A 23,323-nucleotide genomic window follows, 5' to 3' on the forward strand; every position below is an offset into this window, starting at 1 on the left:
GCAAGGAATCGCGGAGCGATTCCGCGGCAGCATCGAAGGTTGGCGCTGAGCAATACGCCGCATCTGTTGACTGACTGCTGATCATTCTGCTTTACTGATCGAGAACTCGCGTTTGATGGAAACCGTACCCAAGTCCTAGCGAGTGCGAACAAAATCTGAGGAAGCCCTTGCTTGGGAGGGCTGCGCGGCACCATCGGCCGGTGTCTGGAAACAATCGCGCGAAACTACATGACCTGTTGGGCCGCCCTTGTCGGCATGCCCTCAGAACAGGTCAAACGTGGCTCCTCAGGATCCTTCGTATCTCGCACCGCTCACCCGGCTGGACGCGGGGTGGTCATTCACACTCGTCCCCGCTGCAGCAGAGGGTGGCGGCTCCTTCCGCGCATCCGTTCGGCGTGTTCCCGAGTACGTTGCGCGGGGTGAGGCGGCGGACCCGGACCGCGCCGCATCAGAGGCGGCTCGTCGTGCGCGCACGCGCCTGCGGCGGTATTGCGCCGCGAACGTCCTGAATCGTCTGGGGACGCTCACCTACCGTGGCGACGGCAACCGTGACGAGGCGCTGATCCGTGAGCACCTTGGGCAGTTCTTCCGGGATCTCCGGGGTCGGCTCGGCGGCAACCCTCTCCCGTATGCGTGGGTTCCCGAGTGGCACAACACCGACCACGGGCTGCACGCGCATTTCGCTGTCGGTCGCTTCATTAAGCGCGGCACGATCGAGGCGGCGTGGCCGCACGGGTTCGTGTCGATCAAGCTGCTGAGCAACCTGCCGGTGGGCTCGACCTCGCTCACTGAGGCTCGTATCGCGGGTGGCTACCTTGCGAAGTACGTCTCGAAGTCTTTCGGTGACTCTGTCGTCCGGGAACTCGGGGCGCACCGGTACGACGTCGCCGAGGGGTTCCAACCCGCCGAGATCCGCTTCACCGGCACCAGTCGCGGTGACGTGCTAAATCAAGCGTCGGAACACCTGCACGCTGCGCCTGCCGTGATCTGGGACTCGTCCGAGTCCGCGGATTGGCAGGGACCGCAGACGGTCTGGGCGCAGTGGGGGCGGTGATGGGCGCTCTGGATCCTTCGGCTCTCGCCGCGTGGGTGGTGCGGTCGTGTGAGGCTCAGGGCGTGCCTGTGTTCGTGTCGGATCCGAACCTCTTATCGCAGGTGCGGGCGCTGATAGGGGCCGGCGAGCCGGCGGCGGGGCCCCGCCGGGGCGTCCGCCGGGCGGCGGCCCCTACAGCACCCACTCCGGGATAACCCGGTCGGGATCGAATCGACCCAGTCGCGTCGCGGGCATGATCGTCGCGTAGTCCACGACCGCCCTCATGATCGCGTGCTGACGTTCCAGATTCATACCCGCCCACGCGTCTCGCAGCGCCGCACCCTGGCCGACGATCTGCTCAAGCGTGCTCGAGCCCGACACTCGGGCGAGCTGCTGTTCGGTCGCGGTGATCTGGTGCTCGAGGGGGTCGCGTGCGGCCTTCCACTCCATCCGCGAGATCTCACCCGCGGCGAACATCTCGCTGAGATCCTTCATGCGCGCTTGCAGCTTGTCGCGCTTGCTGGACAACTCGCCGTGCTCCGCATCGTCGTCACGCTGATCCGTGAGCACCGCCTCCATGTCGGGTGTATCAAGTCGGAACAGCACGGCGGCAGTAAGCAACTCCTCGACCGGCGGGGCCGTGACGGTTACTCCGCCGCATCCGCGGTGGTCGGCTCCCGACATGCAAACGTACCGGCGCTCCGCACCGCGCGCCGATGAGTACAGGCGTCCTTGGCATTTGCCGCACCGCAGCATCCCCGACAAGAGGTAGCGGCGCGGCGCTCTCCGCCCCGCTGCCTGCTTGGTCGCGGACACACTCAAGATCTGCTGATGCTGCTCGAGCGTGATGATCGGCTTCCACACGGCGGTCGCGACCGCCACACCGTGGTGAGACCGTAGCCCCGCGATCCTGGGCGCGCGCAAGATCCCGCGAACAGTCGTCGAACGCCACGCGGACCCGCTCGAGGTCGGGATCTCGCGCTCCGCAAGCTTGGCGGCGATCGAGCGCGCCGATTCACCGGCGATGTATCGGCCCGCGATCTCGCGGATGATCTCCGCCTCCACCGGGTTCACCGTGATCTTGTCTGCCTCGTACCCGAACGGTCGGTTCGCGCCGCCGCCCGGCTGGCCAAGCTCCGCGTTCTGACGTGCTTTCCGCCGCAGCCGCTCGGACTTCCGGCCCGACTCCTTCGCCGCGAACGCTGCGAAGATCCGCGCCATGAACAATCCGTCATCGTTTCCTAGGTCTACGTCCGCCGTCACGGTCGCAACCTGGCGCACACCCGCCGCCTCGCATGTCGCCGCGAACTCCTCGAGCTCAATCGGACGGCGCGTGAGCCGGTCCATGTTGTACACGACAACGGCATCCCTCAATCCGTCCCGGATATCGGCCATCATGCGCGTGTACTCGGGTCGCTTCTTGCCTGAGTAGGCGGACACGTCGTTATCGACGTACTCCGCGCCTACCTGCCAGCCGCGCTCCGCGGCAAGCTTCCGACAGTCCTCCAGCTGCCGCTGCACACCAAGAGCCTGGCCGGTAGGGTCCGAAGAGATCCGCGCATAGATCGCCGCTGAGCGGGGTGTGTTCATACGGTCATATTACGAACGTGTGAGCAACGGCGTCCTCCTCTGCTGGTTCCATCACCGCACGATCGACTCAGGCGGGTGGCGGATACGGATGGTCGACGGCATCCCGTATGTGCGAGGCCCCTCCTGGTGGGACGCGAGCGCGAGGTGGCGACCGGCGACGAAGTCGCCGACGCGCAGACGCGATGCGATGGTGCTCCGAACGTGACCCGACGCGGTCCTAGGTCTCATGCAGGTCGAGGGCTAGCCTGGCGCAACGCGAACCCGCCGGTTCTCGCTGCCGTCTCACCGGTTCCAGATCGACACCACCGCGACCACGAAGGCCGGCAGCGCGGCCAGCACCGCCACGATGAGCAGAACCCGCCCGACGATGACTCCGCCGCGGAAGCCCACAAGCGCCAGGAACCATGGAAGCAGGCGCGGGAAGACCGCCGTCACCAGCGCCCCGAACGCGACCACGACGCCGATCGGGAACAGCACCACCGCGGGCAGCAGCAGCGCACCGGTGGCCGGCCAGTTCCGGCGACTCATGAGCGGCAGGCTCCGGCTCAGCCGCGCCGCGAGAGCGGCGAGAGCGGCGCCCTGAAGCACGGCCAGCGCGGAGAACAGAAGGACCGACAGCCAGCCCGGCCCGACGCGGTCGAAGTCGATGTTGTCGACTCGGAGCGGGTCGATGAACGGCGACACCGTGACCAGGAGGACCACACCGAATGTCGGACCCCCGAGCCGCCCACGCGGGAGCCACGGTGCGACCAGCAGATAGAGCGCAGCCGACGCGAACGCGAACGGCAGCGCTCCGAAGATCAGGTACGCCAGCGTGCCCATCGGCGTGATGTCGCCGACGATCGCCTGCGCCTCGGTGAGTCGGCCGGTCGCGTCGGGCGATGTGACGGCGAGCAGTCGCATCACGAGCCGCCCGCCCGCCCCGGTCACGAACACGCCCGTCGCGGTCCCGATCACGACGAACACCGTCGCCCACCAGAGGTAGTACCTGAGCCCCTCCAGATGGCGTCGGCCGCCGGATGCCGAGGCCGGCGACTCGGGCGCGACCAGACGCTCGCCTCCCCAGAGCACGACCGCGGTCATGGCAAGGGCGAGCAGGACGACGCACACGATGATCAGCGGCATCCGACCCCGTTTCGCCACGTCCGACGGCCCACACGAACCCTACTGCGGCGACCCTCCCCGCTGTCGGTCTACTCCGGCAGCGACGGATGCAGCTCCTGCGGTGCCCGCTTCGCCGGAATGAACAGCGCCACGACGAGCGCGATGAGCGCGGCAGCCCCACCGAGGATCAGCGAGAGCGTGAAGCCGGTCGTGGTCGGCACCTGGAGGCCCTCGTACGTCACCGAGTAGGTCGCCAGCACTGCGCCGATCACGGCGGCCGCGGTGCTGGTGCCGAGCGAGCGGAACAGCGCGTTCAGCCCGTTCGACGCACCCGTCTCGCTCTGCGGAACCGACCGCATGATGAGCATCGGCATCGAGGCGTAGCCGAAGCCGATGCCGGCTCCGATGAGGATGTTCGCGACGAGGATGTGCCACACCTCGGATGAGAACAGCAGCGTGAACCCGTACGCGGCGATCAGCGAGATCGCACCGAGCAGCAGCAGGAGCTTGGGGCCGGTGCGGCTCGCGATGCGCCCGGCGACGGGGGAGAGCACCATCATGACCAGCCCCGACGGCATGACGATCAGGCTCGCGGCCAGCAGTGACAGGCCGAAGCCGGCACCGGTCGCGACCGGCAGTTCGAGCATCTGCGGATAGACGACGTTCGACGCGAACAGCGAGAACCCCATCGCGATCGAGGCGATGTTGGTCAGCAGCACCGCGGGCCGCGCGGCGACCCGGAGATCCAGGAGGGGCTCGGGGATGCGCAGCTCGAACCAGCCCCACAGCAGCAGCACGACGAGTCCGCCGAGCCCGAATGCGAGCACCGGAGGTGATCCCCAGCCCCACTCGTTGCCACGGGAGATCGCGAGCAGGATGCCGATCAACCCGATCGCCAGCCCGATCGCGCCGACGTAGTCGAAGCGACCGGCCGTGCGAAGGACGCTCACCGGGACGATCCAGAGCACGAGACCGAACACCACGACGCCAAGCGCCGCGGCCATCCAGAACAGCACATGCCAGTCGCTGCGCTCCGTGACCAGCGCGCTGATAGGCAGCCCGAGTGCGCCGCCCACGCCGAGCGTCGCGCTCATGAAGGCGATCGCCGAATCCACACGGTCCTCGTGCAGCACGTCGCGCATGATCGAGATGCCGAGCGGCACGACGCCCACGATCGCCCCCTGCAGCGTGCGCCCCACGATGATCCCGATGATCCCGGGCGAGAGCGCCGCGATGACCGAGCCGACGACCATGACTGCGACCAGCACCAGCACGATGCGGCGTTTGCCGTACATGTCGCCTAGCCGGCCCGAGATCGGCGTGATCACCGCCGCTGCGAGCAGCGTGGAGGTGACCACCCACGCGGTGTCTTCGCGGCTCGCGTTCAGCAGCTCGGGCAGCTTCGACTGGATCGGCACCATGAGCGTGAACATGAACGACGAGCACAGGCCGGCGGTCGCCAGCACGGCGATGATCGCGCCCTGGCTCGGCATCCGGGTGAGGCGTTTTCGTGCGTCCTCGTCCCGTGATCCCATCCTTCGAGGCTAGTGCCGCGTCAGCGGGGCAGGGGTCTGGGGCGGAGCCCCAGATGGATCGGCGCGCAGAGCGGGTGAGGGTGGCTCTGACAGAACCCCTTCCGCGGCTCGCGCGAGTAGCGTGGTCGCATGGCCGCACCCGCCTCCGAGAGCCGCATCGAGATCCGCCCGCTGGAGACGATCGAGCAGATCCACGAAGCGGCCGCCGTCCTGCGTGAAGTCTGGGTGGGCGACAACGACGCCCTGCCGCCGAACCTCATGCGCGCGCTCGCGCATGCCGGCAACTACGTCGTCGGGCTGTACGAGGACGACCGCATGGTCGGAGCATCCATCGCCTTCTTCGCCCCGCCTGCCGCGCGCTCGATGCACTCCCACATCACCGGGGTGCTGCCGGGCCTGCAGAGCCACGGCCTCGGCCGCGTGCTGAAGCGGCACCAGCGCGACTGGGCGTTCGCCCGCGACGTGGGCCACATCACGTGGACCTTCGATCCGCTCGTGGCCCGCAACGCCCACTTCAACCTCCGCGTGCTCGGAACTCGGGTCACCGAATACCTCGTCGATCACTACGGGCCGATGGACGACGGCGTCAACCGCGGCGACGAGACCGACCGACTCATGGTCACGTGGGCGCTCGCCGCCCCGCCGGCTCCGACTCCGGCTGATGACGAGGTGGTCGCCTCGGTCGCGATTCCGCACGACATCGAGAGCATCAGGCGCGAATCGCCGACGGATGCCGCAGCCTGGCGCATCCGCGTGCGCGAAGAGTTCCTCGCCCGGCTCGCCGAAGGACTCGTGGTCGGCGGCTTCGACGACGACCGCGGGTACCTGTTCGTCCGGCCGTGACCACTCACTCCTCGCGAACCCACATCCTCCCCGCGAACCCACGCGCCCCGGGGCACATGACCATGTGGGCTGGCGGCGAGCGCGTGGGTTCGGCGGGAATCATCCGAGGGATGGCCGAGCCGGCGGGTCCGGGGCTCCTAGGCTGGCGCCCATGCCCGACTACCGCGCCCACTTCGACTTCGACATCCGCTTCGCCAACGGCGGCGGCCTGACCGGCGAGGCCTTCCGCCTCGACGTGCCATCGGCCGACATCTCCCAGCGCGACCTCGAGTTGCTGCTCGTCGGCCACCTCGGACTCACGCTGGTCGGCTCCGTCGCGATCACCGGTCTCGAGATCGTGGAGGAGCCGCATCGCGGCAGTCGGGGGGTGGATGCCGCCACCTCGGGCGACCGCCGCGTGATCGACCTCAGTCACCCGATCCGCGCCGGACTGATCACCTACCCCGGCCTGCCCGCGCCGACGATCACGCCGCACCTCACGCGCGAGGACTCACGCGCGAAGTACGCCCCCGGCACCGAGTTCGCCATGGACATCCTCACCATGATCGGCAACACGGGCACCTACCTCGACAGCCCGTTCCACCGCTACGCCGAAGGACCGGATCTGGCAGGTCTCGACCTGTCCACCCTCGTCGGGCTGCGCGCCGAGGTCTTCCACCTCGAGGACGCGTGGGACGCCACCAGCCGCGGCATCCGTCCCGATGTGCTCGCCGATCGGGACGTGCGCGGTGCGGCGGTGCTGCTGCACACCGGATGGGACCGCTGGTTCGGCGCGCCGGAGTACGGCCACGGCGCGCCCTTCCTGACGCGCGAAGGCGCGCAGTGGCTCATCGAGGCGGGTGCGGTGCTCGTCGGCATCGACTCGCTCAACATCGACGACGCGGAGTCGGGTGGCGAGCGGCCCGCGCACTCGCTGCTGCTCGCCGCGAGTGTGCATGTCGTGGAGCACCTGACCCGGCTCGCAGACCTCCCGCCCCGCGGCGCTCGCTTCACCGCGGCTCCGCCCGCAGTCGAAGGATTCGGAACCTTCCCGGTGCGTGCGTTCGCCGAGCTCTGATCCGGCGGTCGGTAGCCTTGTCGGCGTGATCCCCGCCGACTGGACCCCGCACCGCCGCGACGACGGCGAGCTCGTGGGCTGGATCCGCCCGGACGGCGAGCAGTGGGTGCCGGTCGATCTGCTCGGGCATCCGGCATCCGGCCCCGGCGAGTGGCTCGACGCCGAGGAGACCCTCGAGTCGCGGGGCCTGTCCTGGCTCGCCGAGATCTGGATGCTGGAGGGCGACGACACCGACCCGCTTGGCGTCCGGCTCGTCGAGGTCACTCCCGGCCGCGTGGGCGAAGCCGGCCGCGTGGTCGTGCAGACCGACGACTTCGGCGCGATCGACGCGCCGGTGGAACGGTTCGAACTGCCCTGGCCCTCGCCGCCGACGCTGCGCCCCCGCCGCCCCGGTGAATCGGGTTCCTCGCCGTACGGCTGAGCGCGCACGCAGCGCGACGGCATGTATCTGAGCGGGAATCCCGGACTCCTTGCAGGTGACGTCGCGTCGGAGGACGCGAGCACGACAGCCAGGAGATCATCATGCGTGCATACCTCGACCGGGTCGCATCCGTGATCCACCGCGCCCCGCAGCAGCGGACCAGCACCCCGCGCCGGCAGCGTCCGCGCCGCGCACGCTCCACGTTCGTCCCCGTGGGGCGGGACGCGGCGCTCGCGTACTGACCGGCAGCGACCGCGCGCTGACCCGCGCAGCGTTCGCGCATTGACCCCGGCCGCCGCGTTCGCTCAGTGACCCGCGCAGCGTTCGCGCCCTGAATCCGCATCCTGCGTCCTCGGGCTCCCCTGCGCGCGGGGCTACCCTGAACGCATGCCAATCGCCCGCCCGGCGGCACCCGTCACGCTCGAGGGTTTCGAGCTCCGCGTGCTGCAGATCCCGCTCGTCTCACCCTTCACGACGTCGTTCGGCACGGAGACGGTCCGCGAGGTGATCATCGCCCGGGCCCTGACCGCAGACGGCGACGGCTGGGGCGAGATCGTCACCGGCGCGTCGCCGCTGTACTCGAGCGAGTACACCCAGGGCGCGTGGGATGTCGCGATGCGCTGGCTCATGCCGGCACTGCTCGATCGCCACACCCTCGCCCCGGAGGCGGTGGCCGAGGTGCTCACCCCGTTCGTCGGCCACCGCATGGCGAAGGCCGGACTCGAGCTCGCCGTGCTCGACGCGGCGCTGCGCGCGCAGGGCCGACCGCTCGGCGAATACCTCGGCGCAGTGCACGACCGCGTCCCCAGCGGCGTGAGCGTCGGCATCCAGCGCGATCCCGCGGCCATGGTCGATGCGGTCCGCGGCTACCTCGACGAGGGATACGTCCGCATCAAGATCAAGATCAAGCCCGGGCGCGACATCGCCGACACTGCTGCGGTCAGACACGCATTCGGCGGCATCCCGCTGCAGGTCGATGCGAACTCGGCCTACACGCTCGCCGACATCGACACCCTCGCGGAGCTGGACCGGTTCGACCTCCTCCTGATCGAGCAGCCGCTGCAGGAGGACGACCTCGTCGACCACGCGACACTTGCGCGACGCCTGAAGACGCCGGTGTGCCTCGACGAATCGATCGTGTCGGAGAAGGCGGCCGTGGACGCACTCGCGCTGGGTGCGGCGTCCATCATCAACATCAAGGCGGGCCGCATCGGCGGGTACCTCGAGGCTGTCCGCATCCACGATCTCTGCGAGGGCGAGGGCATTCCGGTGTGGTGCGGCGGCATGGTCGAGACGGGGATCGGCCGGGCCGCGAACGCGGCGCTGGCGGCGCTGCCGGGCTTCACGCTGCCGGGCGACGTATCGGGGTCGAACCGCTTCTACGTCCGCGACATCGTGACCGAGCCCGCGGTGCTCGAAGACGGGCACGTCCGCGTACCGACCGGACCGGGGATCGGCGTCGAGATCGACCCCGTCGCGCTCGATGACTTCACCGTCCTGCTCGAGACCGTGCGGCGGTAGCGGGAAGCGCCGTGCGTTCGCGATCCAGTCAGTCGCCGCGGCGATCTTCACGCCACGCCGCTCGTCCGATCGAGCGAGCGGCATCAGGACCCGCTGCACCCGGCCGGGCAGTCGTCCTCGCCGTGGCCGCGGCGACGGCACTCGTGCTCGCCGGCTGCGCTCCGACCGCCGACCCGATCCCGGAATCGACCGGGCTTCCGGACGGCGTGACCGTGCAGCTCGTGCAGCTGCGCTCCGATGTCGCCGCTCGGCAGGCGCAGGTGCAGATCCAGAACGACACCGGAGACGACCTCACGATCGGCGCGCTGTCCGTGGCCGATCCGCGGTTCGCCGAGCCGGCGGGCCGCGTGCTGGACCGGGAGTCGCTCGTGCGGGCGGGCGGCACGGTCGACATCCGCATCCAGCTCCCCGCGATGGACTGCGACGTGCCCGACGAGGCGGACAGCACGGTCCTCATCACGTTCGCGGATGCCGGAGCCGAGGCACAGGTCGAGGCCCCGATCGATGATCCGCTCGACTTCCTGGCGCCGCTTCACGACCGGGAGTGCCGCGCTGCCGCGGTGGCGGATGCCGCGGCCGTCAGCCTCGCCTCATTCACGCCGTCACCTCCGGGCGAGCCGGCGGATCTGGTGCTCGAGATCGCCCCGACGGGCGACGGGGCGGTCGAGATCGTCGGCATCCAGACGACGAATCTGCTGACGTTCGGAATGACGCCGGGCGACACGGCCGACACGTTCCCGATCGACGTCTCCGTCGCAGGGGGCGACACCGAGACCGCCACAGTCCACCTGCCATTGGTTCCGCTGCGATGCGACCCGCACGCGGTCCAGGAGGACAAGCGGGGAACGATCTTCACCCTCGAGGTCGCACTGGACGGCGAGCCCGGAGAGATCGAGCTCGCCGCATCCGAAGACATGCGCGGCAGCATCCTGACCTGGGTCTCAGACTGGTGCGGGTTCGGCGCGGGCTGACGGCGCGCCCGTAGGGTGGAGCGCATGAGCACCGTCGCTCCTCAGGATCCCGCGGCCGCGCGCGGCATCGCGCGCCGAACCCAGTCCGAGATCTACCGGGCCGGTATCAGCGGCACCAAGCCCGCCGTCCCGATCGACTCCGACGCGCTCGAGGCGGCCGCGCGCCGGGCGCTCAGCGCCGAGGCGTTCGCGTACATCGCCGGTGGCGCGGGCGCCGAGCGCACCGTCGCCGCCAATCGGGCGGCGTTCGGGCGCCGGCAGGTGTGGCCGCGACCGCTGCGCGACGTCTCCGTCCGCGACCTGTCGATCGAGTTCCTCGGTCGCCGCCGGCCGACCCCGTTCCTGCTCGCCCCGCTCGGGGTCATGGAGATGGCGCACGACGATGCCGACCTCGCAGTCGCCAGGGCGGCGGCATCCCTCGGCGTCCCCTACACGTTGAGCAATCAGGCATCGTTCCCGATGGAGGAGGTCGCCTCCGCGGCGCCATCGGGTGCGCGGCTCTTCCAGCTCTACTGGTCGGCCTCGGACGAGCTGAACGCCTCCCTGCTGCGGCGGGCGGAGGCGTCCGGCTGCGAGGCGATCGTGGTGACCCTCGACACCCATCTGCTCGGCTGGCGCACGCGCGATCTCGACCTCGCGTACCTGCCGTTCACGCGCGGCATGGGCATCGCGCAGTACACGAGCGATCCGGTCTTCCAGCAGCTGGTCCGCGAGCGCGTGCGCGCATCGGCGACCTCGACGGATGCCGCTCCCGATGCTCCGGCGGTCAGGATCACCCCGAAGGCGATCGCTGCCGGGGTGAAGATCGCGCGGAAGGGCTCGGCGCTGACCGGTGCGGGACTGCGCGAGAGCCTGCGCTCACCGCTTCCGCGCGCCGCGGTCGAGACGTTCCTCGACGTGTTCTCGACGCCGGCACTCACATGGGACCACCTCGCGAAGGCCCGCGAATGGACCGGCCTGCCGATCATCCTCAAGGGGATCGTCCACGCCGATGACGCGGCGCGGGCGATCGATGAGGGAGTGGACGGGGTGTGGGTCTCCAACCACGGCGGTCGTCAGATCGACCAGTCGGTTCCGACACTGGACGCGCTGCCAGGCGTCGTCGAGCGCGTGCAGGGGCGCATCCCGGTCGTGTTCGACTCCGGCATCCGCGGCGGCGCCGACGCGTTCATCGCGCTGGCACTCGGGGCGACGGCTGCCGCGATCGGCCGGCCCTACGCGTACGGGCTCGGCATCGCCGGCGAGGTCGGCGTCCGAGAGGTCGTGCGCAACATGCTCGCCGAGCTCGACATCACCCTCGGCCTGTCCGGTCACACCGCGATCGCCGACGTGGGCCTGGACGCGCTGCGGGAGGTCTGAGCGCGCTCAGCCTACCGGATCCCGCCTGTCGGCCCGATGCGCCCGGCACGATGGTGCCCCTTCTCGATGCGTCCGGAATACGTGCATACGCGAGGCCCCGCCGGGACGTAGGCTGAGCGCATGTCAGGCGGATCCGGGCGGGTCGTCGCTCATTCTCGAGGTTCCTCGTCGGCGCGGTACCGCCGAGCCTCCCTGCGCTCAGGGCTCGCCGGACTGGTGATCCTCAGCACCGCGATCGCGCTCAGCGGGTGCTTCGGCGGCGGCTCGGAGGACGGCGGCGACGGAGGGGATTTCGCCGACGACGGCTGCACGCACATCGTCGTGGCCACCTCGTCCGAGAAGGTGAACATGCTGGACGCCCTCGCGAAGGCGTTCAAGGACTCGCCGGAGATGAAGGCGCTCGACACGTGCGCGACGGTCCGCCCTATCAACGTCTCATCGGGCGACGCGACCCGCTTCCTGACGGCGAGCGACGAGGTCTGGCCCAGCGAGAACCAGGAGATGTGGCCGACGCTGTGGTCGCCGGCATCCACCGTCTGGACCGAGCGCGTCGCCGCGGCGGGATCCCCGGCACTGGTCGGCGAGCCCGAGTCGTTCACCCGCACGCCCGTGGTCTTCGGCATGCCCGCCGCCATGGCCAAGGCTCTGGGATACCCGCAGTCGCCGATCAGCATCACCGATCTCGAGCAGCTCTGCTCGAATCCCGACGGCTGGGGAAGTGTCGGCAAGGACATCTGGGGATCGTTCAAGATCTCCAAGACCAACCCCAACACCTCCACGACCGGGCTGTCGGCGATCCTGATGCAGTCGTACGAGGCGTCGGGGAAGACCTCCGACCTCACCGCCGACGATGTCGCGGCGGCGAGCGACTTCTCGAGGGTCTTCGAGGAATGCGTCATCCACTACGGCGATACGACCGGCAAGGTCCTGACGACCCTGTACGACGAGACGCAGAACGGCGCCGCCGGCTCGGGCTACGTCTCGGCCGTCGCCGTGGAGGAGACCTCGCTGCTGAACTACAACCAGGGCAACCCCGATTCGCACACCGTGCAGCCGGGCGAGACCCTGACACCGCCCAAGGAGAAGCTCGTCGCGATCTACCCCGAGGGCGGATCGATGTGGTCGGACAACCCCATCACCGTCCTGGGCGCCGAATGGGTCACACCCGTGCAGGCCGAGGCCGGCGCGGCGTTCGCGGCGTTCCTGCAGACCGAGCCGGCGCAGCAGATCCTGCCCCAGTTCGGCTTCCGTCCGCTGGACGAGTCGGTGGCCCTGGGCAAGCTGTTCACCGAGGATTACGGCGTAGACCCTGCCGGTCCCGCTGTCACGCTGCCCCGCCCGGCGGTCGATGTCGTCTCGGCCGCGATCGACCAGTGGACCCAGATCCGCAAGCCCTCCTCGGTGCTGGAGCTGATCGACATCTCCGGATCGATGGACGACCCGATCGGCGACGGCCGCTCGAAGCTGGACGGCGCGATCGAAGGGGCGCAGGCGACGCTCACGCACTTCCGCTCGACCGACGAGGTCGGCGTCTGGGCCTTCACCACCGACATCGAGTCGGAGGCGGGCAAGAACATCGCGGTGCTGCGCAACGTCGAGCCGCTCGGATCCGATCGCGAGTCGCTCGATTCCTCGCTCGATGACCTCCGCTACGCCACCCGCGAGGGAACGCCGCTGTACGACGCGATCGCGATCGCGTACGACGACATGAAGGAGCGCGCCGAGCCCGGGCGCATCAACGCGATCGTCGTCCTCTCGGACGGTCAGGACACCGACTCGACGATGTCGCTCGACTCGCTGATCGCCAAGATCTCGCAGGCGACCCGAGAAGGAGGAGACGATGCGCCGGTGCGGATCTTCCCGATCGCATACGGCGAGGGCGCCAACACCGCCGACCTGCAGCGGATCGCCGAGGCGACCGGCGGCCAGTGGTTCGATGCATCGGATGCGGCGAAGATCGACCTCGTGTTCGCGTCCGTGATCAACAACTTCTGAGGCGACGGGACCGCGGATGCACGTCCAGCTCGCCGGGTCGGCCGGGTATGTCGATGACGCCGTCGACGCGCTCTCGAGTGGCTCGGTCTACGTCTCCCGCGAGGTGGACGGCTCGACCGCGCTCGCCGATCAGCTGCAGGCCCAGGTCGGCGACGCGTCGATCGGCATCGCGGTGTTCTCCGACAACGCGGCACTCGAGGCGTCCGGACCCGACATCGTCTCCGAGCTCGCGGATCGCACCGGCTTCGACACGATCATCGTGGCGGTCGGCGACGACCTGTCCGCAGGGTCGCGCGTGCTCGAGTCCGGCGAGGCGATGCGCATCGCCAATCAGGCCGAGTCGGCGGGAGGCACGCTCGAGGAGTCGCTCTCGCAGACCGTGCAGACGATCGTGCAGGAGTCGGCGCCGGCGCCCGCCGAAACCGGGGGCGGCGCGGGCGGGGTCGTGATCGCACTCGCGATCGCGGCCGCGGTCGTGGTCGCAGGTGTCATCGCGGCGATCGCGGCCGTCCGTGCGCGGCGCGCCCGCACGCGTCGCAGCCAGACCGGGCAGGAGCTCCCCGACAGCGTACGGGGGCCGGTGGACGCGCTGCGCGCGCTGAGCGGCGAGTACGCCGCGCTGGGCGGCGCGGGCAATCAGACCGCCGCCGAGACCGCGCGCGAGATCGACGCCATCACCGCGAACGCCGCGCAGCTGTTCGCGCGACTGGCCGAGAAGGGCGCCGAGGACCAGTTCCAGCTCGCCGAGATCGAGTACGGCGACAAGCTCGGAAAGCTCAGCGCCGCGCTGGACCGCCGCTATCTGCTCGACATCCTGGTCAACCCGCACCTGTGGGACGACCCCGACGAACGCGTAGTCGAGGTGCGCGACGCCGTCGATGCGGTCTCCGAGCAGCTCGTCGACAACATCAAGCAGGTCAACGCGCGCCGGGGCCTGCACTTCCAGGTCTCGCTCGACACCCTGAGCGGGCGCCGCAAGGAGCTGCGCGACTGGGACCGGGAGTTCCGGCGGGCGGACGGCGCCGGCGAGCTCCCCTCGGCCTGAACGCCGACCGGCAGCGCCCGGGTGCGGCATCCGTCCCCGGCTAGAATCGACGGATGCCGCTGCGTGCGGCATCCGCGACTTCGCACACCCCCACCCGACCATTGGAGCCACCGTGGCCGAGCAGTCCCGCCTCGACAAAGTCATCGCCCTCGCCCGCCACCGCGGGTTCGTCTTCCAGGCGGGCGAGATCTACGGCGGATCCCGCTCTGCGTGGGACTACGGCCCACTCGGCACCGAGCTCAAGGAGAACATCCGCCGCCAGTGGTGGCAGACGTTCGTGCGCGGGCGCGGCGACATGGTGGGCCTGGACTCCTCGATCATCCTGCCCAAGCGCGTTTGGGAGGCGTCGGGCCACGTCGCGACCTTCACCGACCCGCTCGTGGAGTGCCTGAACTGCCACCGCCGGTTCCGCGCCGACAACCTGATCGAGGACTTCGAGGCACGCAAGGGCCGCCCCGCCGAGAACGGGCTCGCCGACGTGCCGTGTCCGAACTGCGGGGTCAAGGGCCAGTACACCGAGCCGAAGGCCTTCTCGGGTCTGATGAAGACCTACCTCGGTGTCGTCGACGACGAGTCCGGCCTGCACTACCTGCGCCCCGAGACCGCGCAGGGCATCTTCGTGAACTTCGGGAACGTGCTCACCGCCGCCCGCAAGAAGCCGCCGTTCGGCGTCGGCCAGGTCGGCAAGGCGTTCCGCAACGAGATCACGCCCGGCAACTTCATCTTCCGCACGCGTGAGTTCGAGCAGATGGAGATCGAGTTCTTCGTCCCTCCCGCCGATGCACAGGAGTGGTTCGAGCACTGGGTCGAGGCGTGCTGGAACTGGTTCGTCGATCTCGGCGTCGACCCGGCCCACATGCGTCGCTACGACGTCCCCAAGGAGGACCGGGCGCACTACTCGGCAGGCACGATCGATGTCGAGTACGAGTTCGGCTTCCCGGGCAAGCAGTGGGGCGAGCTCATGGGCATCGCGAACCGCACCGACTACGACCTGACCAGCCATGCCGAGGCATCCGGCCAGAGCCTGTCGTACTTCGATCAGGCCAGCGGTGAGCGGTACACCCCGTATGTGATCGAGCCGTCGTTCGGCCTGACGCGCGCGATGATGGCGTTCCTGGTCGACGCCTACCGCGAGGAGGAGGTGCCCAACGCCAAGGGCGGCACCGACACCCGCACGGTGCTCAAGCTGGACCCCCGCCTCGCGCCGGTGAAGGTCGCGGTGCTGCCGCTGTCGCGCAACGAGCAGCTCTCGCCGATCGCGCGCGAGGTGGCAGAAGACCTCCGCGGCGAGTGGAACGTCGACTTCGACGACGCCGGCGCGATCGGCCGCCGCTACCGCCGCCAGGACGAGATCGGCACGCCGTTCTGCGTCACGATCGACTTCGACTCGCTCGAGGATCGCGCCGTCACCGTGCGCGACCGCGACACGATGGCGCAGGAGCGCGTCCCGCTCGAACGCCTGCACGCCCACCTCGCAGAGCGCCTGCGCGGGGCGTAGCGGCAGCACTCCCGCGAACCCACATACGCAGCGCGAACCCACACGCAGAATGGCCATCGGCCGTGTGGGCTCGCGGGCGGAGTGTGGGTTCGCGATGGAGAGCCGGGGGTCAGACCGGCTCGCAGTCAGGCCGACAGGCCGCGCCACACGAACGAGATCGTCGCGTGCGCGGCATCCTGCCACGGCACGCCGTTCAGCAGATCGTCCGTCGCGAGCGTCGCAACCCCGTGCACGGCGGCGAAGGCCACGAGCGCCTGCTCCTCCGCTGATCCCGGCCGGATCTCGCCGGCCTCCTGGCCCGTCTCGACCAGAGCGACCAGCGCCGCCATGCTGACGTGGCTCAGCCCGACGAGCTCTGCGGACGCATCGGGGTGATGCTTCGCGGTGTACATCACGCTCAGGATCGCGGGGTGGGCGACCGCGAAGCCGACATACGCACCCCCGGCCGAGCCGAACCGCTCGGAGAACGAGCCCGGTTCGGCGGCGGCATCCGCAAGCGCGCTGTTCAGACGCACGAAGCCCTCGATGGCGATCGCGTCCAGGAGCGCCTGCTTGTCGCGGAAGTGGCGAGCCGAGGCGCCGTGGCTGACGCCGACGTCGCGGGCGAGCTGTCGGAGCGACAGCGAGTCGGCGCCGTCGGCATCGACGACCTCCCACGCGCGCTCGAGCAGTGCGGAGCGCAGATTGCCGTGGTGGTATGCGCGCTCGGATGTCACCCGCTCAGGCTAGCGCAGTGTTGGCATTGACAACAATGCTGTCACTGTCTACATTAGATGCATGACCAGGACGTATCGCGGCACCACCGCACTCATCACCGGCGCGAGCGCCGGACTCGGCATGGAGTTCGCCTCCCAGTTCGCGGCCCGCGGCGCTGATGTCGTGCTCGTCGCGCGGCGCGAGGATCGACTGGTCGCCCTCGCCGAACGTCTCGAGCGCGAGTACGCCATCACCGCGACTGTGATCGCGATGGACCTCGCCGGGCCGGATGCCGCCACCGAGCTGCGTCGTGAACTCGACACCCGCGGCATCCGCGTCCAGACGCTGGTGAACAACGCAGGGTTCGGCATGAAGGGCGGCTTCGCAGAAGCGGATGCCGCGCGCATCGGCGAGATGGTCCAGCTCAACGTCTCGGCGCTCGTCGCCATCACGCGCGAGTTCCTGCCCGACCTCGTCGCCGACGGCCGCGGAGCGCTGGTGAGTGTGGCAAGCACCGGCGCCTACCAGCCGTGCCCGAACATGGCCGTCTACGGAGCGACCAAGGCCTTCGTGCTGAGCTTCACCGAGGCGCTCGCGTACGAGACGAAGGATTCGGGGCTCGGCGTGCTCGCCCTCAGCCCCGGCGCGACGCGCACCGAGTTCTTCGATGTCGTCGGCACTGCGGATGCCGCCGTCGGACGCTTCCAGACGCCCGAGCAGGTCGTGCGCCTCGCGCTGCGCGAGCTGGACCGGCACGACACGCCCCCGAGCATCGTCTCGGGGAGGGCGAACGCGATCAGCGCCGCCCTCGTCGGTCTGATCCCGCGGCGCATGGCCCTCGCGATCAGCGGTCGGGTGCTCGCCTGAGGCTCACGCCTCCTTCGCCGCGGCCTTCATCGCGCGCTTGTGCTCGCGCACCCGGGTGAGCGACTCCGGCGACACGATGTCGGCGACCGAGCGGAACGACCCCTCCTCGCCGTACCCGCCGGCAGCCTCGCGCCATCCCGCGCCCGTGTAGCCGTACTGCTTGCCGAGCAGCGCGAGGAAGATCCGCGCCTTCTGCTCTCCGAATCCGGGCAGCGCCTTCAGGCGCTTCAGCACGGTCGCGCCGTCCGGGTCGCCCTGCGTCCAGATGGCGGCGGCATCCCCTCCCCAGTCCTGCTCGATCGCCGCGCACAGCGACTGCACGCGAGCCGCCATCGATCCCGGGAAGCGGTGCACGGCCGGCGTCCGCTTGAACACCTCGACGAGTGCGTCCGGGTCGTACGCGGCCAGCGTCGCGGCATCCACAGCCCCCACTCGCTCTTGGATCTTCAGCGGACCGGAGAACGCGGTCTCCATCGCGACCTGCTGATCCAGCAGCATTCCGATCAGCAGGGCGAGCGGGTCGTCGGTCAGCAGTCGGTCGGCGGCATCGTCACCCGTGATGTTGAGCGTCATGCGGCCAGTCTCGCACCGCCCGGGGCGGCGCGGCCAGGTGCCGAGGCCTTCGACCAAGGCGTCGATTAGGTTGAAGGGAGCGCGATGCGAGCGCTCTCGCCCGAAGACCCACGGAGGACGATCACATGGCCCACGCTCGCGCGCTGTCGACGGCACGCCTGCTGCGTGCCCGCGCGAGCGCCCGCCGCGGCCTGCTGGCGAGCGCGACGGCCACGGTGTCGGTCGCGGTCGCAACGGTGGTCGCCCTGCTCGCCTGGCTGACGGCGGAGGTCGGCAGGGCGGGGGATGCGGCGCCTCCAGGAGTCCCCGAGGACGAGGTGGCCGCGCAGGTCGCCGATGGGGTGATCGCCCTCGTCTCGGCTGCGCCCGCGCTCATTCTCCTGGTCGTGATCCTCGCCGGGACCGCGGCCGCCCTGCTCGGCCGCCTGCTCGCGGCTGCGCGGGAGCAGGAGACGGCGAACGTGCGCGCTCGCGGTCTGTCGCGTCGGCAGGCGACCGTGGCGAACGCGGTGGAGTCGGCCGCGGCGTCATCCGTCGGCGCGATCGGCGGACTCGCGCTCGCGGCGATCGTGCTCGCCGTCACCGGGGCACCGCAGTGGCCGCTCACGCTCGTTTCGCTGTGGTGGGTGGCGGCGGTGACCGCCCTCGTTCTGGCGATCGTCCTGGTGGTCGCGGCGCGACCGCGTGCTGAGACGCGGCCGCGGGGAGCCCGCGCGACCACGGCCGCCGGCGTGGTGATCGTTCTGCTCGCGGCGGCGTTCGTGCTCTGGCAGCTCCGGCTCGCCCGGCCGACCGGGTTCGATCCGATCGCCGCCCTCGCGCCGACGGTCGTCCTCCTGGCCGGCGCGCTCGTGGTCCTCGCGGTCTTCGGCGCGGCATCGGCAGCGTGGGCGATTGGGGCCGCCGCCCGCCCCCCGTTCGTGCCGGCGTATCCGGCCCGGCAGGTGGCGCGCCGCCTGCCCGTGTACGCGGTCGCAGTGCTGCTGGTCGGCCTCACCGTCGCGCAAGCGGTGTTCGCCTCCGCCTACAGCTCGACCTGGACCGCGATGGCCACCGACTCCGCCGCACTCCGCGTCGGCGCAGATCTGCGTGTCGACCTCGAGCCCGCTGAGGCGACGCCCGCGATCATCGCCGACGCGGCGGCGATCGAGGGAGTGGATGCCGCCGCCCCCGCGCTGGTCGTGCCGGTCGAGATCGGCAGCACGGATGCACAGCTGGTCTCGGTGCCGACGGCCGCGATCGGCACGGTCGTCTCCTCGGCGGGCGGGATCGTCGACCTCGACGCGCTCAGCGCGGCTGTGCAGCCCGCTGACGGCAGCGTCGCATCGGAGCCGCTCGCCCTCGGAGCGGACGCGACGGGACTGCGCATCACGGCATCGATCGACGCGACTCGTGCGAATGCGGCGAGCTCGGTGGTGATCGTCGCGACCGTGCTCGACGCGACTGGAGCGGCGGCCCAGCTCCGGCTCGAAGGTCCGGTCGTCGAGCAGGACGACGGGACGGCGACGCTCACCGGGGAAGCGGGCCTTCCCGCCGGGACCGCGCCGTGGCGGCTGCTGGCGGTCACGGCATCCATCCCCGCAAATTTCGCGACCGCGAGCGTGCTGGTCGGCATCGTCGCGGCCGAGGCGATCGGCGGCGACCCCCTCCCGCTCGACGGCGAGGTCGCCCTCGACGAGAACGCCCGTGAACAGGTGGCGTGGCTCGCGGATGCCGATCCCGAAGCCGCCGAGCCCGCCGCGGTCCGCGCGGTCATCGGCTCCGCCCTCGCGACCCGGCTCGGGCTCGAAGTCGGCGATGCGTTCGAGTTCCGCTACGCCGGCACCGGCCGTCGCGGCGAGTTCGCGGTCGCCGACATCGTGCCGGCGATCCCCGGCGCCGCGACGGCGCTGGCCGTGTTCGCACCGCTCGAGGTCCTCCAGGTGTCGATGCTGCAGCGGGGAACATCCATCGTTCCGCCCGCCTCCCTGTGGGCGTCGGGCGATCCGTCGGCCGACGCGGCGCTCAGCGCGGCCCTCGACGATCGGCCGGTCGAGACGTCGTCGCCCGGCGTCACCGCGACGATCGTCGGGGCGCTCGTTCCGGGGTGGTGGATCGCGACGGCGGGCTCGGCAGTGCTCTCGCTCATCGCGGCGTTCGCGATCGTGCAGACCCTCGCCCTCGCCCGTCGGCGCGAACTCGGCGTCCTGCGCGCCCTCGGCGTCGCGCCGGCGGCGCAGGCTCGGATGCGCGCCGCCGAGCTTGCCGGCGTGCTGGGTTCATCCGTCGCGCTGGGCGCGCTGGCGGGCCTGCTGGTCGCGTGGCTGCTGGTGCCCGAACTCGTCCGCGCGGTCACCCCCGGCATCCTTCCCCTCGGCACTCCGGTCACATTCGCCTGGCCGGGCCCGGTCGTGGCCATCGGCTTTCTCGTGATCGGCCTCGCTGCGATCGTCGTCGCCGCCGCGGCAAGTGTGCGCCGGGCGGCCGGCGATTCGACGGTGGGGGAGGACGCGCGATGACCCGCCGTGTGACGACTCCCGCGCTGGTGGCCCACCACCTCCGCTCCCGGTCGGGCGGCGGCCTCACGGTCGCTGCGCTCGTGCTGGTGCTCTCGCTCCTGGCGACCGCTGCCCCGATCGCGCTCGGCGTGCTGGCCGATGCGGCGCTGCGCGACCGGCTCGCCTCGTTGGGCGCCCTCGATCGCGACGTCGAGTCGGCCACGGCCGGCTTCCCGCAGATCGGACCGGGTGACGCCGACCTCCCGCCAGCCACCCAGGAGGTGTGGGGTGGGTTCGTCGAGGCGGTCGAAGCGGTGCGCGCATCGGCCGAGCCCGCCCTCGAGGAGCTCCTCGCGCCGGCGCGGACGGTCGCGCTCGACAAGGACAACGTCGTCGCCGAGGATCCGCGCACCCTCGCGCTGAGCCTCGCGTTCGATCCCGACGTCGACCGCCAGGTGCAGCTCGTCGACGGACGGATGCCGGAGCCGGCGACGCCCGTGCAGGACGACTCGGGTGCGGAGACCGGCGTGCGCATCGAGGTCGTGATGTCGGCGGCATCCGCTGAGCAGATGGCGTGGCCGATCGGCGAGTCGCGCACGATCGGCATCCCCGACTTCCCTGCCGACATGGTCCTGACCGGCACCTTCGACGCGATCGATCCGGCGGACGGCTACTGGCAGCACGTGCCGTCGGTGCTCGAGCCGAACATCTTCGACGACGGCAACGCCCCCAGGAAGGTCACCGGCACCGCCTACGCGAACGCGGCATCGCTGCCGTACGCGTCTGCGCTCCTGGGCACGCAGTCGACCCTGGTCTGGTACCCGCTCGACACCGCGCGGATCGATGCGGACTCGGCTGCCGAGACTGCCGCGGCCCTTCGCAAGTTCACGGCCGTGTCGCAGCCGGTGGGAACCTCGGCGGGCGGCATCGGGATCCTGAGCATCCGCTTCAGCGCCGACGTGACCGCGACGATCGAACTCGCGCTCGCCCAGGAGGCAGCGACCGCGGGAGTGATCGCGATGGTGATCGCCGGTCCGGTCGGCGTCGCCGCGGCCGTGCTCATCCTCGGCTGCCGGCTCATCCTCGAGCGGCGGAGACCGAGCCTCCGCCTCCTGTCGGCGCGCGGCTCGTCGACCGGGCAGCTGCGCGGGATGCTGGGGCTGGAGGGCGTCTTCGTCGGGATCGTGCCGGCCGTCCTGGGCGCGGCGATCGCGGCCGTCGGCGGGATGCTGCTGTTCGGCTCGTCGATCGGGGTCGTCTCCGTCGTCCCCGCGCTCATCATCGGCCTGGCTCCGCCGGTCATCCTCGCCGTGTTCGCGCCGTCGGCGGCGGAGCGGCAGGCGCGGGCCGACCTCGGGCGCCGCGGATCCCGATCGCGTGCGATCACGGAGGGCGTCGTGCTCGTGCTGGCGGCCGCCGCCGTCGCCCTGCTGTTCCTGCGCGGCTACGGCGTGGGCGGGATCGACCCGCTGAGGGCGGCGACCCCGCTGCTGCTCGCGCTCGTCGCCTGCCTGGTGACCCTGCGCGTGTACCCGATTCCCCTGCGCTGGATCTTCACGCGTGCGCGCAGATCCGCCGGCATCACCGACTTCCTCGGTTCGGCGCGGGCGCTGCGGGAGCCCTCGATCGGCCTCACCCCGGTGCTGGCCCTCGTCGTCGGCGTCTCGGTCGCCGTGTCGTCCGGAGTCCTGCTCTCCGCGCTGCAGGGCGGTGTCGCCGAGGCGGCCCAGGCTCAGATCGGCGCGGACATGCGCGTCACAGGAGGATCGTTCACGCTCGAGCAGCTCGACCAGGTGCGCGCCATCGACGGCGTCGCCGCCGCGACCGGGATCTCGGGCGCCGAGAACGCGTCGCTGGACGTGAACGGCGTGAAGCGCGCCACCTCGGTCTTCGTCGTCGATGCCGCCGACCTGCGTGCCGTCCAGGGCGACGGACCGGGGATGCTGCCGCCGGGCGCCTCGCTCGAGCCGACCGACGGTCCGATGCCGATCGCGGTCGCCGCAGCGACCGCCGAGTTCATCGACGGCTCCGATGAGATCCGTGTCAACGCCGTCGACGCGCGGGTCGCGGGCGTCTCGACCGGTCCGAGTCCGATCGGGAGCCGCGAGAACTGGGTGGCGATCGACTCGTCCTACGCCGAGGACGTCCTCGGCCGCGATCCGTCCGACCGCACCCTCCTGCTGAGCCTCGACGGAACCGCGGCGGCCCCCGATGTGGAGGCATCGCTGCGGACCCTGCTCGGCTCCGGCATCCGCGTCGACACACCCGACGAGATCCGGGCCGGCATCGAATCCGGCCCCGCCGTCCAGGGGGTGCGGTACGCCCTGCTGGCCGCGACGGCGGTCGCGGCGCTGCTGAGTGCGCTCGCGATCGTGATGACGCTCACCCTCGCCGCCGGGCCGAGGGCGCGGGTGCTCGCACTGCTGCGCACCCTCGGTGCGCGCCCCCGCATCGGCACCTCGCTCGCGCTGTGGGAGGTCGGGCCGCCGGCGATCGCGGCCGTGATCGCCGGAACCGTCTTCGGCGCGCTGGTGCCCCTGGTCGTGCTCGCGGGAGTCGACCTGCGCTCGTTCACCGGTTCGACGATCCAGCCCGGCTACCGGGTGGATGCCGCGACCCTCGCGCTCACCCTGGGCGGATTCGTCCTGCTCGCGGTGCTGCTGACCGCGATCGCCCTGCTCGTTTCACGGCGCGTGCGCGCCGCGAGCGCGCTGCGCACCGTGGAGGAAGGATAGGAC

The 23,323-nt window shown here is 70.7% G+C and carries 19 protein-coding genes; 14 read left to right on the forward strand and 5 right to left on the reverse strand.

Annotated elements, in window-relative coordinates:
* Window positions 1-277: 277 nt before the first annotated feature.
* Window positions 278-1,054 (forward strand): rolling circle replication-associated protein, encoded by a 777-nt coding sequence (locus BM349_RS13050; protein WP_254773893.1) that lies wholly within the window; start codon window positions 278-280, stop codon window positions 1,052-1,054.
* A 171-nt stretch (window positions 1,055-1,225) separates the two neighbouring features.
* Here the strand turns inward: BM349_RS13050 and BM349_RS13060 are convergent, their stop codons facing one another.
* The 3 genes from BM349_RS13060 to BM349_RS13075 form a co-directional block, all read right to left on the reverse strand.
* A complete protein-coding gene (locus tag BM349_RS13060; protein WP_091707374.1) occupies window positions 1,226-2,623 on the reverse strand; it encodes a recombinase family protein in 1,398 nt (465 codons plus the stop codon).
* A gap of 282 nt (window positions 2,624-2,905) precedes the next feature.
* The gene (locus tag BM349_RS13070) at window positions 2,906-3,748 is read right to left on the reverse strand and encodes a hypothetical protein (protein WP_091707376.1); all 843 of its coding nucleotides are present in this window, start codon (window positions 3,746-3,748) and stop codon (window positions 2,906-2,908) included.
* Window positions 3,749-3,816: 68 nt separating this feature from the next.
* Complete coding sequence (locus BM349_RS13075; protein ID WP_091707377.1) at window positions 3,817-5,220, reverse strand: MFS transporter; 1,404 nt, start codon at window positions 5,218-5,220, stop codon at window positions 3,817-3,819.
* A 171-nt stretch (window positions 5,221-5,391) separates the two neighbouring features.
* Here BM349_RS13075 and BM349_RS13080 point away from each other — a divergent pair, with 171 nt between their 5' ends.
* The 10 genes from BM349_RS13080 to BM349_RS13120 all read left to right on the forward strand — a co-directional run bounded on the left by BM349_RS13080 (window position 5,392) and on the right by BM349_RS13120 (window position 15,972).
* Complete coding sequence (locus tag BM349_RS13080) at window positions 5,392-6,105, forward strand: GNAT family N-acetyltransferase (RefSeq protein WP_091707378.1); 714 nt, start codon at window positions 5,392-5,394, stop codon at window positions 6,103-6,105.
* 151 nt (window positions 6,106-6,256) lie between these two features.
* Entirely contained in the window at window positions 6,257-7,162 is a 906-nt protein-coding gene (locus BM349_RS13085; RefSeq protein ID WP_091707379.1) for a cyclase family protein, read from the forward strand.
* Window positions 7,163-7,187: 25 nt separating this feature from the next.
* Entirely contained in the window at window positions 7,188-7,583 is a 396-nt protein-coding gene (locus BM349_RS13090; RefSeq protein ID WP_091707380.1) for a hypothetical protein, read from the forward strand.
* Between the two features lie 101 nt (window positions 7,584-7,684).
* On the forward strand, window positions 7,685-7,825 hold the full coding sequence (locus BM349_RS18800) for a hypothetical protein (protein ID WP_175525301.1): 141 nt from the start codon (window positions 7,685-7,687) through the stop codon (window positions 7,823-7,825).
* A gap of 145 nt (window positions 7,826-7,970) precedes the next feature.
* A complete protein-coding gene (gene menC, locus BM349_RS13095) occupies window positions 7,971-9,104 on the forward strand; it encodes an o-succinylbenzoate synthase (RefSeq protein ID WP_091707381.1) in 1,134 nt (377 codons plus the stop codon).
* 122 nt (window positions 9,105-9,226) lie between these two features.
* Window positions 9,227-10,075, forward strand: coding sequence for a putative periplasmic lipoprotein (locus tag BM349_RS13100; protein ID WP_091707382.1), 849 nt, complete (start codon window positions 9,227-9,229; stop codon window positions 10,073-10,075).
* Window positions 10,076-10,099: 24 nt separating this feature from the next.
* Entirely contained in the window at window positions 10,100-11,434 is a 1,335-nt protein-coding gene (locus tag BM349_RS13105; protein WP_091707383.1) for an alpha-hydroxy-acid oxidizing protein, read from the forward strand.
* A 120-nt stretch (window positions 11,435-11,554) separates the two neighbouring features.
* Window positions 11,555-13,429 (forward strand): vWA domain-containing protein, encoded by a 1,875-nt coding sequence (locus BM349_RS13110; RefSeq protein WP_254773894.1) that lies wholly within the window; start codon window positions 11,555-11,557, stop codon window positions 13,427-13,429.
* 16 nt (window positions 13,430-13,445) lie between these two features.
* On the forward strand, window positions 13,446-14,474 hold the full coding sequence (locus BM349_RS13115; RefSeq protein WP_091707385.1) for a hypothetical protein: 1,029 nt from the start codon (window positions 13,446-13,448) through the stop codon (window positions 14,472-14,474).
* A 112-nt stretch (window positions 14,475-14,586) separates the two neighbouring features.
* Complete coding sequence (locus BM349_RS13120) at window positions 14,587-15,972, forward strand: glycine--tRNA ligase (protein WP_091707386.1); 1,386 nt, start codon at window positions 14,587-14,589, stop codon at window positions 15,970-15,972.
* A 125-nt stretch (window positions 15,973-16,097) separates the two neighbouring features.
* On the opposite strand, the gene BM349_RS13125 is transcribed toward BM349_RS13120, so the two are convergent.
* Complete coding sequence (locus BM349_RS13125; RefSeq protein ID WP_091707387.1) at window positions 16,098-16,688, reverse strand: TetR/AcrR family transcriptional regulator; 591 nt, start codon at window positions 16,686-16,688, stop codon at window positions 16,098-16,100.
* Window positions 16,689-16,749: 61 nt separating this feature from the next.
* Here BM349_RS13125 and BM349_RS13130 point away from each other — a divergent pair, with 61 nt between their 5' ends.
* Window positions 16,750-17,535 carry an SDR family NAD(P)-dependent oxidoreductase gene (locus tag BM349_RS13130; protein WP_091707388.1) on the forward strand — a complete coding sequence of 262 codons (786 nt, stop codon included), beginning with the start codon at window positions 16,750-16,752 and terminating at the stop codon, window positions 17,533-17,535.
* Window positions 17,536-17,538: 3 nt separating this feature from the next.
* Here the strand turns inward: BM349_RS13130 and BM349_RS13135 are convergent, their stop codons facing one another.
* Entirely contained in the window at window positions 17,539-18,108 is a 570-nt protein-coding gene (locus tag BM349_RS13135; RefSeq protein ID WP_091707389.1) for an HhH-GPD-type base excision DNA repair protein, read from the reverse strand.
* A 125-nt stretch (window positions 18,109-18,233) separates the two neighbouring features.
* Between BM349_RS13135 and BM349_RS13140 the strand changes: the two genes are divergently transcribed.
* Both BM349_RS13140 and BM349_RS13145 read left to right on the forward strand, forming a co-directional pair.
* Entirely contained in the window at window positions 18,234-20,606 is a 2,373-nt protein-coding gene (locus BM349_RS13140) for an FtsX-like permease family protein (protein ID WP_091707390.1), read from the forward strand.
* A complete protein-coding gene (locus BM349_RS13145) occupies window positions 20,603-23,320 on the forward strand; it encodes an FtsX-like permease family protein (protein WP_091707391.1) in 2,718 nt (905 codons plus the stop codon). The genes BM349_RS13140 and BM349_RS13145 overlap by 4 nt, the downstream gene beginning before the upstream one ends.
* Window positions 23,321-23,323 lie beyond the last annotated feature (3 nt).

It is taken from the genome of Microbacterium sp. cf046 (assembly GCF_900114345.1).
Classification (GTDB): domain Bacteria; phylum Actinomycetota; class Actinomycetes; order Actinomycetales; family Microbacteriaceae; genus Microbacterium.

Bases quoted from the DNA above. Each gene is read 5' to 3' on its own strand.
- BM349_RS13130 (WP_091707388.1), top strand. From the start codon at position 16,750: ATGACCAGGACGTATCGCGGCACCACCGCACTCATCACCGGCGCGAGC.
- BM349_RS13060 (WP_091707374.1), bottom strand. From the start codon at position 2,623: ATGAACACACCCCGCTCAGCGGCGATCTATGCGCGGATCTCTTCGGAC.
- BM349_RS13140 (WP_091707390.1), top strand. From the start codon at position 18,234: ATGGCCCACGCTCGCGCGCTGTCGACGGCACGCCTGCTGCGTGCCCGC.
- BM349_RS13070 (WP_091707376.1), bottom strand. From the start codon at position 3,748: ATGCCGCTGATCATCGTGTGCGTCGTCCTGCTCGCCCTTGCCATGACC.
- BM349_RS13135 (WP_091707389.1), bottom strand. From the start codon at position 18,108: ATGACGCTCAACATCACGGGTGACGATGCCGCCGACCGACTGCTGACC.
- BM349_RS13110 (WP_254773894.1), top strand. From the start codon at position 11,555: ATGTCAGGCGGATCCGGGCGGGTCGTCGCTCATTCTCGAGGTTCCTCG.
- menC (WP_091707381.1), top strand. From the start codon at position 7,971: ATGCCAATCGCCCGCCCGGCGGCACCCGTCACGCTCGAGGGTTTCGAG.
- BM349_RS13075 (WP_091707377.1), bottom strand. From the start codon at position 5,220: ATGCCGAGCCAGGGCGCGATCATCGCCGTGCTGGCGACCGCCGGCCTG.
- BM349_RS13080 (WP_091707378.1), top strand. From the start codon at position 5,392: ATGGCCGCACCCGCCTCCGAGAGCCGCATCGAGATCCGCCCGCTGGAG.
- BM349_RS13085 (WP_091707379.1), top strand. From the start codon at position 6,257: ATGCCCGACTACCGCGCCCACTTCGACTTCGACATCCGCTTCGCCAAC.
- BM349_RS13115 (WP_091707385.1), top strand. From the start codon at position 13,446: ATGCACGTCCAGCTCGCCGGGTCGGCCGGGTATGTCGATGACGCCGTC.
- BM349_RS18800 (WP_175525301.1), top strand. From the start codon at position 7,685: ATGCGTGCATACCTCGACCGGGTCGCATCCGTGATCCACCGCGCCCCG.
- BM349_RS13105 (WP_091707383.1), top strand. From the start codon at position 10,100: ATGAGCACCGTCGCTCCTCAGGATCCCGCGGCCGCGCGCGGCATCGCG.
- BM349_RS13145 (WP_091707391.1), top strand. From the start codon at position 20,603: ATGACCCGCCGTGTGACGACTCCCGCGCTGGTGGCCCACCACCTCCGC.